The following is a 12,295-nucleotide window of genomic DNA, read 5'->3' as shown; positions in this document are numbered from 1 at the left end:
AGCGGGTATAGGAATTTTCGGCAAACCGTGCATACTGTGCGCTTTTTGATGGCCTGAGCGAGGGGTTGTTGCGCCTCTTAGACTCCAACAAAAGATAACTCTATGAGCTCGGATAATAAGCAGTCACTTCGCGGGTTAACGCTGGCCGCTATTGGTGTTGTTTACGGGGATATCGGCACCAGTCCGCTGTATACCTTGCGTGAATGTCTCTCCGGACAGTTCGGCTTCGGCGTTGAGCGGGAAGCGGTGTTTGGCTTTTTGTCGCTGATTTTCTGGCTGCTGGTGCTGGTGGTATCACTGAAGTACATCAGTTATGTGATGCGCGCCGACAATGCCGGTGAAGGCGGTATTCTGACACTGATGTCGCTGGCGGGCCGCCATACGGGTGCACGCGCCACGGCAGTGCTGGTGATCATGGGCCTGATTGGCGGCAGCTTCTTCTATGGGGAAGTGGTCATCACGCCGGCCATTTCGGTGATGTCAGCCATTGAAGGCCTGGAGATTGCCGCGCCGTCGCTGGATCCCTTTATTGTGCCGATGTCGATTGCGGTGCTGACGCTGCTGTTTGCGATTCAGAAACATGGTACCGGCATGGTGGGCAAACTCTTCGCGCCAGTGATGCTGGTGTGGTTCCTGGTGCTGGCGATCCTTGGGGTCAGCGGCATCATGAAAAACCCGGAAGTGCTGCATGCGCTGAATCCCGCCTATGCGGTCGAGTTCTTCCTGCACTATAAATCTGTCTCATTCTTCGCGCTTGGCGCGGTGGTACTGGCGATTACCGGGGTTGAAGCGCTGTATGCCGATATGGGTCACTTCGGTAAAGTGCCGATCCGACTGGCCTGGTTCTCGGTGGTGCTGCCGTCGCTGGTCCTGAACTACTTTGGTCAGGGCGCGCTGTTACTCAGCGATCCCAAAGCGATTAAAAACCCTTTCTTCCTGCTGGCGCCGGACTGGGCGCTGATCCCGATGCTGATTCTGGCGACGCTGGCCACGGTGATTGCCTCGCAGGCGGTGATCTCCGGCGTCTTCTCGCTGACGCGTCAGGCGGTGCGACTGGGTTATCTGCCGGGGATGCGTATCATCCACACCTCTGAGCGCGAATCGGGCCAGATCTATATTCCGGTGATTAACTGGGTACTCTACTTCGCCGTGCTGATTGTGATTATCAGCTTTGAGCATTCAAGTAATCTGGCTGCGGCCTACGGTATCGCCGTCACCGGCACCATGGTGCTGACCGCGATGCTCTCCTGTACCGTGGCGGTTAAAAACTGGCACTGGAATAAGCTGGCGGTTGCCGTCATCCTGGTACTGATGCTCTGTATCGATGTGCCGCTGTTTACCGCCAACCTGGTGAAAATCTTCTCCGGTGGCTGGCTGCCGCTCTGTCTCGGCTTGGTGATGTTTATCATTATGACGACGTGGAAAAGCGAACGTTTCCGCCTGCTGCGCCGCATGCACGAGCATGGCAACTCCCTGGAGGCGATGATCGCGTCACTGGAGAAATCGCCGCCGGTTCGCGTGCCGGGCACCGCGGTCTATATGTCGCGTGCGCTGAATGTGATTCCGTTTGCCATGCTGCATAACCTTAAGCACAACAAAGTGTTGCATGAGCGGGTGGTGCTGCTGACGTTGCGGACGGAAGATGCGCCTTACGTGCATAACGTGCGTCGCGTGACGATTGAGCAGCTGTCGCCCACCTTCTGGCGGGTGGTGGCCAGCTACGGCTGGCGCGAAACGCCAAACGTCGAGGAGATTTTCCACCGCTGCGGGCTTGAAGGGCTCAACTGCCGCATGATGGAGACATCGTTCTTCATGTCGCATGAGTCGCTGATTATCGGCAAACGACCGTGGTATCTGCGCCTGCGTGGCAAACTCTTCCTGGCGCTGCAGCGCAATGCGCTCCGTGCGCCAGACCAGTTTGAGATCCCGCCAAACCGGGTGATTGAGCTGGGCACCCAGGTCGAGATTTAATCTGCAGCGCCCGCCTTACGGGGCGGGCGCTGACCAGCGCAGCATAACGCATAATCCGCCGCCCGAGCGCTGGCTGAAGCTGACCTGCATCCCGTGCAACTGGGCGATATTGCGGACTATCGATAATCCCAGTCCGCTTCCGCTTTTCTCCTGACCTGGCGGTCGCCAGAAACGTTCACCAAGCCGTTGCAGATCGGCTGCACTCAGACCTTCGCCGTTATCTTCTACCGACAGGCTATTCGCCTGAAGCCGCACATCAACTTCGCTGCCCGCTGGCGTATAGCGAATGGCATTATCCAGCAGATTACGCACCAGCAGTGACAGTAACAGCGGATGCCCCTGAATCTGCGGATCGGCGTCAGCATGCAGCCGCAGCGTGACACCCGTTTTATCCGCCAGCGGCAGCTGTGCAGCCAGCGTCTCCTGGACCGTGCGTTTCAGCGCCACCGTTTCGAAGGCGCTGCGTGCATCATCAGCTTCAACCCGTGACAGCGTCAGCAGCTGATCCACCAGCCGGGTTGCGCGGATAATGCCGGCATCCAGTTGCTGCAGCGCATGGGTTCGCATCACTTCATCATCCGCAGTCAGCTGGATCACCTCGCTTTGCACCTGCAGCGCCGCCAGCGGACTGCGCAGCTCATGTGCGGCATCAGAGGTAAAGCGCCGTTCACGCTGCATCATTGCGCTGATGCGGCTGAACAGACCGTTGAGCGCGACCATCAGCGGTTGCACCTCTTTCGGCACGCGGTCTGCCTGCAGCGGCGTATCATCATCGGGCGCGCGCTGCGCCAGCTGCTGTGCCAGCGTCTTCAGAGGGCGCAGTTCAGACCAGACCAGACCGATCAGCAGCAGCAACATAAAGGGCAGCGCGATCAGCCAGGGCAGCATGCTGGCTTTCATCAGATCCCGCGTCATGTCGTCACGGTATTCGGACTCCTGACCCACCACCACCCGGAACTGCTGGTCGGGCGTAGTCAGCCAGACAAACCGCCAGCGATCGTCATCATTGGTGAGCTGGCCCTCATGAAATCCCTGATACTCCGCCTCAAACGGCAGGTAGCGGCCATTGTCACCATCATTCATCACCTGCCGGCCGTCACGCGTGAAGACGGCAAAGGCCAGGGCGTCGTCATCCTGATCGCCGCGATGGTGGCGCAGTATCTCTTTGGTTTTAGGCAGAGTGGCGTTGTCCAGCGAGGAGAAATCCAGCGTCAGCAGACGCTTTGCCAGCAGCATCTGCTGGGTATCGAAGAGCTCATCAAGGGTTTCACGTGTCTGATGCCAGGCACTCAGGCTGGCGCTGGCCCAGCAGATCCCGAGCAGCAGCACAAAACCGATACCCAGCCGCAGAAACAGGCTCATTGATCGCATTCAGCCGCTCCCAGGGTATAACCGACGCCGTGCAGCGTGCGGATAAACTGGCTGCCCAGTTTTTTACGCAGATGATGAATGTGAACCTCTACCGCATTGCTGGAGACATCGGCGTCCCAGTTGTAGAGCTTCTCTTCCAGCTGGCTGCGTGTCAGCACCCGGCCCGGGTTTCGCATAAACAGTTCCAGCAGCGCCAGTTCACGGCTTTTCAGCGCAATCGCCTCACCTTCGCGCATCACACTATGGCTGCCGGGGATCAGCACCACATTACCGTGCCGGAGTTCGGGCTGCAGCTGGCCATGACGGCGGCGGATCAGCGCCTGTAAGCGAGCAGCCACTTCGGTTAAGGCAAAGGGTTTACACAGATAGTCGTCGGCTCCCAGTTGCAGGCCTTCGACCCGCTGATCGAGCGCATCGCGTGCGGTCAGTATCAGTACCGGTACATCTTTGCCCTGCTGTCGCCACTGCCGCAGAATATCGAGCCCATCCCGCTCGGGCAGTGAGAGATCCAGGATCACCGCATCCCAGGGCGCGGCCTCCAGCGCGTTAAAGCCCGCCTCACCAGAGGTAAACCAGTCAACGCTGAAGCCCAGTTTACTCAGCCCCGCCTTGATACCGTCGCCAATTAAACGATCATCTTCAATCAGTAAAATACGCATCACGTCTCCCTGTTCCGATAGCGCTTTATACGAAGCAACTTCCTGCTTGTACAGCTGATTTCGGCGAAAATAGCTTATTTTTGCCTCTTAAGAAGCTGTTAAGAACTTTATGGTCAACTAAGCTCAACAAGACGAACCACATCATGGAAAAGAGGTGACAAAATGAAAAAGCACGCTGCAATTCTGGCCGTCGTAATGCTGGCTTCCGCCCCGGTTTTCGCTGCACAGCAGGGTGGATTTGTTGATCCCAGTGCGCCAGCCGCACAGACGCAGGCAGCAGCCGGTCAGGGTGGTTTCAGTGCCGATCACACCAGTGTGGTGACCGTAAAGCAGGCTGAAGAGATGAAAGATGACAGCTGGGTCACCGTGCGCGGTAAGCTGGAGAAACAGATCGGCAACGAAGATTATCTGTTCCGCGACCAGACCGGCACCATGAAAGTCGAAATCGACCACAAGCACTGGAACGGCCAGACTATCTCACCTAAAGACAACGTCGAGCTGACAGGTGAACTGGATAAAGATTTCAACAGCATTGAGATGGACGTTAAGCAGGTTAAGAAACTGCCTTAATCCTCTCCTCCGGGGCCGCGTTCGCGGCCCTTTTTTCTGCCCCTCCCCCGACTTAATACAAATTTCTCCCCGCGTGAGCGAAACGTTTCGATAGCGATCACAGATTTCTTCTTTGCCGGTTGAGTTGATGGCGGCTTTTCATACACTCCTGACAGCGAAACGTTTCGCTGTGGAGTGAAAAGATGAAAAAAGGTCGCTTGTTAAACGCTGAACTCTCTCATGTGATTGCCCGCCTGGGACACACGGATACGCTGACTATTGCCGATGCAGGCTTGCCGATTCCGGCCGGACCGCAGCGCATCGATTTAGCGCTCACGCCGGGTACGCCCGATTTTATGCAGGTGGTTAATGCTGTCGCACTGGAGATGCAGGTAGAGAGCGCCCTGATCGCGGAAGAGATTAAGCAGCATAATCCGCCACTTCATAGCGCGCTTGTCGCCGTGCTCGAAGCCTTGCAACAGCACCAGGGGAATATCATCACCATCAGCTACACCAGTCATGAACAATTCAAACAACAAACGCAGCGTAGTCAGGCGGTCATTCGCAGCGGAGAGTGCTCTCCGTTTGCGAATGTCATCCTCAGCGCCGGTGTGACCTTCTGAGGCCGCTATGCAACTTTTACTGCAACTCGACGGCATTGAAAAATCCTTTCCGGGTGTGAAAGCCCTCAAGGGGGCGTCGCTGAATGTCCGGGCAGGACGCGTGATGGCGCTGGTGGGCGAGAACGGCGCAGGCAAGTCCACCATGATGAAAGTGCTGACCGGCATCTATCAATATGATGCCGGTACGCTGCGCTGGCTGGGCAAAGAGACCCGTTTCAGCGGGCCGAAAGCGTCTCAGGAAGCGGGTATTGGCATCATTCATCAGGAACTGAACCTGATCCCTCAATTAACCGTGGCGGAGAATATTTTTCTCGGCCGCGAATATGTCAGCCGTTTTGGCCGTATCCAGTGGCCGCGTATGTATGCCGAAGCTGATGCGCTGCTTAAACGGCTTAATCTGCGCTTCAGCAGCCACAAGCTGGTGGGGGATTTGTCGATTGGCGATCAGCAGATGGTCGAAATCGCCAAAGTCCTGAGCTTTGAGTCGCAGGTGATCATCATGGATGAGCCGACCGATGCGCTGACTGATACCGAAACGCTGTCGCTGTTCCGGGTGATCAACGAACTGAAAGCGCAGGGCTGCGGCATCGTCTATATCTCGCATCGCATGAAAGAGATCTTTGAGATCTGCGATGACGTCACGGTGTTCCGCGACGGTCAGTTTATTGCTGAACGCCCGGTCAGCGAGCTGACTGAAGAGAGCCTGATCGAGATGATGGTCGGCCGTAAGCTGGAAGATCAATATCCCCATATTGATCAGGCACCAGGCGACGTGCGGCTGAAAGTGGAAAACGTCAGCGGACCGGGCGTGGATAACGTCAGTTTCAGCCTGCGCAAAGGTGAAATCCTCGGCGTGTCTGGCTTGATGGGCGCGGGCCGTACCGAACTGATGAAGGTGCTTTACGGCGCCCTGCCGCGTCGCGAAGGCACACTGTGGCTCAATGGTCGGGAAGTGGTGACGCGCTCACCGCAGGATGGGCTGGCTAACGGCATCGTCTATATCTCCGAAGATCGTAAGCGCGATGGCCTGGTGCTGGGCATGTCAGTAAAAGAGAACATGTCGCTGACAGCGTTAGGCTATTTCAGTCACGGCAGCGGCACGCTGAAACATGCGGCAGAGCAGCTGGCCGTGGGCGACTTTATCCGGCTGTTTAACGTTAAAACGCCTTCAATGGAGCAGCCCATTGGTCTGCTTTCGGGCGGCAACCAGCAGAAAGTGGCGATTGCCCGCGGGCTGATGACCCGGCCTAACGTACTGATTCTGGATGAACCGACACGCGGTGTGGATGTCGGCGCGAAGAAAGAGATCTATCAACTGATTAACCAGTTTAAAGCCGAAGGGCTGAGCATCATTCTGGTCTCCTCGGAAATGCCGGAAGTGCTGGGCATGAGCGATCGGATTCTGGTGATGCATGAAGGCCGTATCAGCGGCGAATTTACCCGAGAAGAAGCCACTCAGGAGAGCCTGATGGCAGCCGCCGTAGGCAAGCAACACAGCGAGGATTTAGTGGTATGACGACCCAAACTTTACCTGCCAGCCGTCGCTGGTTTAGCAAAAGCTGGCTACTGGAACAGAAGTCGCTGATTGCGCTGATGGTGCTGATCGCCGTGGTGGCCAGCCAGAGCCCGAACTTCTTTACCGTGGCGAACCTGTTCAACATTCTGCAGCAGACCTCGGTTAACGCCATTATGGCGGTCGGGATGACGCTGGTGATCCTGACTTCTGGTATCGACCTCTCTGTGGGATCGCTGCTGGCCCTGACTGGCGCGGTGGGTGCGTCGCTGGTGGGTATGGAGGTCAATGCCCTGGTCGCGGTGGCGGCGTCGCTGGCGCTGGGAGCGGCAATCGGTGCCCTGACCGGCACCATTGTGGCGCGCGGCAAAGTGCAGGCGTTTATCGCCACGCTGGTCATGATGCTGCTGCTGCGTGGTGTCACCATGGTCTACACCGATGGCAGTCCGGTAAACACGGGTTTTAATGCCAATGCCGATCTGCTGGGCTGGTTTGGTATCGGTCGTCCGCTGGGTATCCCTGCGCCGGTCTGGCTGATGGCGCTGGTCTTTATTGCTGCCTGGTACATGCTGCAGCACACCCGTCTGGGTCGCTATATCTATGCGCTTGGCGGTAATGAAGCGGCAACGCGTCTCTCCGGCATCAATGTGAATCGCGTCAAAATCATCGTCTATTCACTGAGTGGCATGCTGGCAGCGCTGGCTGGCACCATTGAAGTGGCGCGCCTTTCTTCGGCACAGCCGACAGCGGGTACCGGCTATGAGCTGGATGCGATTGCTGCGGTCGTGCTGGGCGGAACCAGCCTGGCAGGCGGTAAGGGCCGTATTTTCGGCACCCTGATTGGCGCGCTGATCCTCGGCTTCCTGAACAACGGCCTGAACCTGATGGGCGTCTCTTCGTACTACCAGATGATCGTTAAGGCGGTAGTAATCCTGCTGGCGGTGCTGGTAGATAATAAAAGCAGTAAATAACTCTGACCTTACACAGGATGACATGATGAAAAAGTTAACCGCACTGGCCGTGATCCTTGGCGCAACGCTCAGTACCAGCGCTATGGCTAAAGATACTATCGCGCTGGTGGTTTCAACCCTGAATAACCCGTTCTTTGTTTCGCTGAAAGAGGGCGCGCAGAAAGAAGCGGACAAACTGGGCTACAACCTGGTGGTGCTGGATTCACAGAACAACCCGGCGAAAGAGCTGGCTAACGTGCAGGATCTGACGGTTCGCGGCACCAAATTGCTGCTGATCAACCCAACCGACTCTGATGCTGTGGGCAATGCGGTGAAGATGGCTAACCAGGCGAACATTCCGGTTATCACGCTGGATCGCGTTGCGGCACAGGGCACCGTTGTCAGCCACGTCGCCTCCGATAACCGTTTCGGCGGTAAAATGGCCGGCGACTTCATCGCCAAAAAAGTCGGCGAAAGCGCCAAAATTATTGAACTGCAGGGCATTGCCGGGACTTCTGCCGCCCGTGAGCGTGGCGAAGGCTTCAAACAGGCCGCTGATGCGCATAAATTCCAGATCCTCGCCAGCCAGCCAGCCGATTTTGACCGTACCAAAGGTCTGAACGTCATGCAGAACCTGCTTCAGGCACACCCGGACGTTCAGGCCGTATTCGCTCAGAACGACGAAATGGCGCTGGGTGCACTGCGTGCGCTGCAGACCGCTGGTAAAACTGGTGTGATCGTCGTTGGTTTTGACGGTACTGCTGATGGCGTTAAAGCGGTAGAAGGTGGCAAACTGTCCGCGACCGTGGCACAGATGCCAGACAAAATTGGCATGATCGGCGTAGATACCGCTGATAAAGTGCTGAAGGGTGAAAAAGTGAAGGCGATCAACCCGGTCGACCTGAAGCTGGTCACTCAATAACTCAAAGAAAAGCAGGGCACTGCGCCACCCTCCTGGTGGCGCACTTATTCCGGACTCCCCTAATGAGCAAAAACGCAAAACTGGCCGTTCTTGGCAGCATTAACGCTGACCACATCCTTAATCTGGCGCACTTTCCTCGTCCCGGTGAAACGGTGATCGGGCAGAATTATCAGATTGCGTTTGGCGGTAAGGGTGCGAATCAGGCTGTCGCCGCCGGTCGTGCTGGTGCCGATATCGCATTTATCGCCTGTGTGGGCGCTGACGACATTGGTGAACGTGTTCGTCAGCAACTGGCCCAGGACAATATTGATACCACGCCGGTCGAAGTGGTCGAGGGTGAGTCAACCGGCGTGGCGATGATTTTCGTCAATGGTGACGGTGAGAACAACATCGGCATCTACTCCGGTGCAAACGCGGCGTTAACACCCGCCTGCGTGACGCGCCATCAGCAGATTATCGCCGACGCCGATGCACTATTAATGCAGCTGGAATCACCGCTGGAAAGTGTGCTGGCCGCCGCGACGCTTGCCCGACAGCATCAGACGCAGGTTATTCTCAATCCTGCACCCGCCACCCAGCTCTCAGATGAACTGCTGGCGTTGATCGACATTATTACCCCGAATGAAACCGAAGCCGAGAGTCTGACCGGCATTGCGGTCAGCAACGATGAAGATGCCGCCCGCGCTGCGGCAGTACTGCATGCGAAAGGTATCGGCACGGTTCTGATTACTCTGGGTCGCCGCGGTGTCTGGCTGAGCGAGCAGGGAGAAGGTCAGCGTATTGCTGGCTTCAGTGTTAAAGCTATCGACACCATCGCGGCGGGCGACACCTTTAATGGCGCCTTTATTACCGCGCGGCTGGAGCAGAAAACGATGTATGACGCGGTGCGGTTTGCCCATGCCGCCGCTGCTATCGCCGTTACCCGCTCGGGTGCGCAGCCCTCCGTGCCGTGGCGCGCGGAGATCGATGAATTTTTGCAGCAGCAGGGCTAAGCATTTGAGCACCATGAAAGATGTCGCTCGCCTGGCGGGCGTCTCTACCTCCACTGTCTCGCACGTTATCAATAACAATCGCTTTGTTAGTGAAGGCGTGCGCGAAAAAGTTGAGCAGGCCATCCGCCATCTGAATTACGCCCCCTCTGCGCTGGCGCGCAGTCTGAAAATCAATCAGACGCACACGATCGGTATGCTGCTGACCACCAGTAGTAACCCATTTTATGCCGAAGTGGTGCGGGGTGTGGAGGAGAGCTGCTATCAGCGTGGCTACAGCCTGATTCTCTGTAACACGGCAGGTGATGAAGAGCGGATGAACCGCAGCCTGGAAACGCTGATGCAGAAGCGCGTCGACGGTTTATTGATCATGTGTACGGAAAGTCACCTGCCCTCGGCCGACATTCTGAACCGTTATCCCTCTATACCTGCCGTCATGATGGACTGGGCGCCGTTTGAAGGCCGTGGTGACATTATTCAGGATAACGCGCTGCTGGGCGGGGAGCTGGCGACTCAGCATCTTATCGACAGTGGTTATACCCGCATCGCCTGTATCGCCGGTCCACAGGATAAAACCCCGGCTCGAATGCGCCTGGAAGGTTATCGCAACGCCATGACAAAGAGTGGCCTGGCGATTCTGCCCGGCTATGTGGTGAATGGTGACTTTGAATTCCAGGGAGGCTACAACGGGATGGTCGAACTGCTGGCGCTGGAAACGCCGCCGGAAGCGGTTTTCACCAGCAACGATGCCATGGCGGTGGGCGTTTATCACGCACTCTATCAGGCCGGCATGCAGGTTCCGCAGCAGATGGCGGTAATGGGATATGACGATATCGAACTGGCGCGCTATCTCACTCCGCCACTGAGTACCATTCATCAGCCGAAAGATGCGCTGGGTGAACTGGCGATAGACACCCTGCTCCATCGTCTCAGCAATCCCGACGCCAGTCAGCAAACGCTGGTGCTGACGCCGGAACTGGTGGTGCGTGGATCGGTTTAGCGCTTTTTCTTTTTGTCGCGATTACTGATCAGATTACGGCCATCGCCGTTTTTCAGCAGCATAAAGGTCAGCGCCGACAGTACTGTTACCACGCCCATGGTCATAAACGTGGCGTGGAACTGTGAAATGGTGCTGGTTTCAAACTCCTGGTAGAAGCGCAGCACCGCGGCGCTGACGGCCACACCAAAACTGATCGCTAGCTGCTGAGTCACGGCCAGCACGCTGTTACCGCCGCTGGCGTTATCATCATTCAGATCGGCCAGGGTGATGGTATTCATGGCGGTAAACTGCGTAGACATGGCCATGCCGAGAATAAACAGCGGAAGTAATAGCACGATGATGCTTTCAGCGGGCGACTGCAGAGAGAAGCTGGCGATCAGAATGCCAATAATGGCGGTAATGCCAACCAGCAGGCGGCGGTAACCCAGCCAGCGCAGCAGTTGCGTCACCGTCGACTTCGCCAGTATTGAACCAATGGCGATAGGTGCCATCATGCAGCCCGCTATAATCGCTGAATAGCCAAAGCCGACCTGCAACATGAGCGGCATCAAAAAGGGCACACAACCGGTGCCAAGACGTGACGCGATGTTGCCACCGATGCCCACTGAGAACGTCCGGGTTTTAAACATCGGCAGATTGATCAGTGGCGAAGGGTGATTTCGGGCATGCACTATATAAAGAAGCAAAAGCACAATCCCGCTGAGTAATATCCCGCCCGCCAGCCAGGCGGAAACAATCCGCTCGCCAAACAGCTCAATCCCAATCGAGATCATCACCAGTCCGGCCCCGAACAATAAGAAGCCGAAAAAGTCGAAGCGGCGCTTCGGCGTGGTGAAGTCCGGCATATATTTGCGTGCGTAGATAATGCCGAGAATGCCAATCGGGATATTAATCAGGAAAATCCAGTGCCAGGTCGCGTAGGTCACCAGCACGCCGCCCAGCATTGGCCCCAGTATCGGGCCAACTAATCCCGGCATGGTGACAAAGTTGAGCACCGGCAACAGCTCACTGCGCGGATAGGCGCGTAACAGCGCCAGTCGCGCGACCGGCATCATCATTGCGCCACCGACGCCCTGTATGATGCGCGAGATGACCAGTACCTGGAGTGTGGGAGAAAGTGCGCAAGCCAGCGAGCCGAGGGTGAACAGCGAAACGGCAACGATAAACACCTTGCGCGTGCCGTAGCGATCGGCGAGCCAGCCGCTGACCGGAATCAACATAGCGACAGTCAGGGTGTAACTGATGACGGCGGATTGCATGGCCAGAGGAGAACGGTCGAGGCTGGTGGCGATAGCGGGCAGGGCAGTATTCAGTATGGTGGCGTCGAGTGACTGCATGAAAAAGGCCATGGCAGCTATCCATGGCAAACCAGCCATGCTGCGCGCGGATTTTATCATTGAGTGTCCTTCCTGGGGTTATCCTGCGAGAAGAAGCAAAATAATAGCACCCGCATTAAGCAACGGCAGGTCTCTTTACAACGTTTAATGGCGATTTTTGTGCGTTATTCCGTCATGAAACGTCTCTTTTTAAGCCGTTCGTTTAAAAAAGATGCGCTCAGCAAATTAATTCAAAGAAACGCTTGTCAGCCCGCGGAAACTCCCTATAATGCGCCTCCATCAACACGGAACACCGGCAACGGAAAGCGGGTTGAGAGGCACAGGAGACTGCGCCGCCGGAGAAAAACTTCTGAAATAGAGGTTGACTCTGCAGGAGGAAAGCGTAATATACGCCACCTCGCGACAGGACGC

The 12,295-nt window shown here is 56.6% G+C and carries 11 protein-coding genes and 1 pseudogene; 9 read left to right on the top strand and 3 right to left on the bottom strand.

Features of this window, described 5'->3' with window-relative positions; translation table 11 throughout:
• Positions 1-102 precede the first annotated feature (102 nt).
• A complete protein-coding gene (kup, locus tag ACK13D_RS17815; RefSeq protein ID WP_010258849.1) occupies positions 103-1,971 on the top strand; it encodes a low affinity potassium transporter Kup in 1,869 nt (622 codons plus the stop codon).
• A gap of 15 nt (positions 1,972-1,986) precedes the next feature.
• On the opposite strand, the gene qseC is transcribed toward kup, so the two are convergent.
• Together qseC and qseB are read right to left on the bottom strand one after the other, a co-directional pair.
• Positions 1,987-3,342, bottom strand: coding sequence for a quorum sensing histidine kinase QseC (gene qseC / locus ACK13D_RS17810; protein ID WP_122457444.1), 1,356 nt, complete (start codon positions 3,340-3,342; stop codon positions 1,987-1,989).
• The gene (qseB, locus tag ACK13D_RS17805) at positions 3,330-4,001 is read right to left on the bottom strand and encodes a quorum sensing response regulator transcription factor QseB (RefSeq protein ID WP_010258847.1); all 672 of its coding nucleotides are present in this window, start codon (positions 3,999-4,001) and stop codon (positions 3,330-3,332) included. Before qseB ends, qseC begins: the two co-directional genes overlap by 13 nt.
• A gap of 162 nt (positions 4,002-4,163) precedes the next feature.
• Between qseB and ACK13D_RS17800 the strand changes: the two genes are divergently transcribed.
• From ACK13D_RS17800 to rbsR, 7 genes are all read left to right on the top strand, one after another.
• Positions 4,164-4,571 (top strand): YgiW/YdeI family stress tolerance OB fold protein, encoded by a 408-nt coding sequence (locus tag ACK13D_RS17800; protein ID WP_010258845.1) that lies wholly within the window; start codon positions 4,164-4,166, stop codon positions 4,569-4,571.
• Between the two features lie 182 nt (positions 4,572-4,753).
• Positions 4,754-5,173 (top strand): D-ribose pyranase, encoded by a 420-nt coding sequence (rbsD, locus tag ACK13D_RS17795; RefSeq protein WP_050679987.1) that lies wholly within the window; start codon positions 4,754-4,756, stop codon positions 5,171-5,173.
• Between the two features lie 7 nt (positions 5,174-5,180).
• On the top strand, positions 5,181-6,689 hold the full coding sequence (rbsA, locus tag ACK13D_RS17790) for a ribose ABC transporter ATP-binding protein RbsA (protein ID WP_033768394.1): 1,509 nt from the start codon (positions 5,181-5,183) through the stop codon (positions 6,687-6,689).
• Positions 6,686-7,657: a ribose ABC transporter permease gene (rbsC, locus tag ACK13D_RS17785; protein ID WP_010258841.1), complete on the top strand. Its 972-nt coding sequence runs from the start codon at positions 6,686-6,688 to the stop codon at positions 7,655-7,657. Before rbsA ends, rbsC begins: the two co-directional genes overlap by 4 nt.
• Before the next feature lie 25 nt (positions 7,658-7,682).
• Positions 7,683-8,558, top strand: a complete 876-nt coding sequence (gene rbsB / locus ACK13D_RS17780; RefSeq protein WP_052270980.1) for a ribose ABC transporter substrate-binding protein RbsB — start codon at positions 7,683-7,685, stop codon at positions 8,556-8,558.
• 62 nt (positions 8,559-8,620) lie between these two features.
• Entirely contained in the window at positions 8,621-9,550 is a 930-nt protein-coding gene (rbsK, locus tag ACK13D_RS17775; protein ID WP_060681381.1) for a ribokinase, read from the top strand.
• A gap of 13 nt (positions 9,551-9,563) precedes the next feature.
• Complete coding sequence (gene rbsR, locus ACK13D_RS17770; protein WP_033759297.1) at positions 9,564-10,547, top strand: ribose operon transcriptional repressor RbsR; 984 nt, start codon at positions 9,564-9,566, stop codon at positions 10,545-10,547.
• Here the strand turns inward: rbsR and mdtD are convergent.
• Positions 10,544-11,944: a multidrug transporter subunit MdtD gene (gene mdtD / locus ACK13D_RS17765; protein WP_010258829.1), complete on the bottom strand. Its 1,401-nt coding sequence runs from the start codon at positions 11,942-11,944 to the stop codon at positions 10,544-10,546. The two genes, rbsR and mdtD, sit on opposite strands and share 4 nt — an antisense overlap.
• Before the next feature lie 3 nt (positions 11,945-11,947).
• Between mdtD and ACK13D_RS17760 the strand changes: the two are divergent.
• Positions 11,948-12,295: pseudogene (locus ACK13D_RS17760) on the top strand (hypothetical protein); the annotation flags it as partial.

The organism is Pantoea sp. K16, assembly GCF_048452805.1.
GTDB classification, from domain to species: Bacteria; Pseudomonadota; Gammaproteobacteria; order Enterobacterales; family Enterobacteriaceae; genus Pantoea; species Pantoea agglomerans.
This window is presented reverse-complemented; position numbering and strand designations above follow the sequence as displayed.

Bases quoted from the DNA above. Each gene is read 5' to 3' on its own strand.
- kup (WP_010258849.1), top strand. From the start codon at position 103: ATGAGCTCGGATAATAAGCAGTCACTTCGCGGGTTAACGCTGGCCGCT.
- qseC (WP_122457444.1), bottom strand. From the start codon at position 3,342: ATGCGATCAATGAGCCTGTTTCTGCGGCTGGGTATCGGTTTTGTGCTG.
- qseB (WP_010258847.1), bottom strand. From the start codon at position 4,001: ATGCGTATTTTACTGATTGAAGATGATCGTTTAATTGGCGACGGTATC.
- ACK13D_RS17800 (WP_010258845.1), top strand. From the start codon at position 4,164: ATGAAAAAGCACGCTGCAATTCTGGCCGTCGTAATGCTGGCTTCCGCC.
- rbsD (WP_050679987.1), top strand. From the start codon at position 4,754: ATGAAAAAAGGTCGCTTGTTAAACGCTGAACTCTCTCATGTGATTGCC.
- rbsA (WP_033768394.1), top strand. From the start codon at position 5,181: ATGCAACTTTTACTGCAACTCGACGGCATTGAAAAATCCTTTCCGGGT.
- rbsC (WP_010258841.1), top strand. From the start codon at position 6,686: ATGACGACCCAAACTTTACCTGCCAGCCGTCGCTGGTTTAGCAAAAGC.
- rbsB (WP_052270980.1), top strand. From the start codon at position 7,683: ATGAAAAAGTTAACCGCACTGGCCGTGATCCTTGGCGCAACGCTCAGT.
- rbsK (WP_060681381.1), top strand. From the start codon at position 8,621: ATGAGCAAAAACGCAAAACTGGCCGTTCTTGGCAGCATTAACGCTGAC.
- rbsR (WP_033759297.1), top strand. From the start codon at position 9,564: ATGAAAGATGTCGCTCGCCTGGCGGGCGTCTCTACCTCCACTGTCTCG.
- mdtD (WP_010258829.1), bottom strand. From the start codon at position 11,944: ATGATAAAATCCGCGCGCAGCATGGCTGGTTTGCCATGGATAGCTGCC.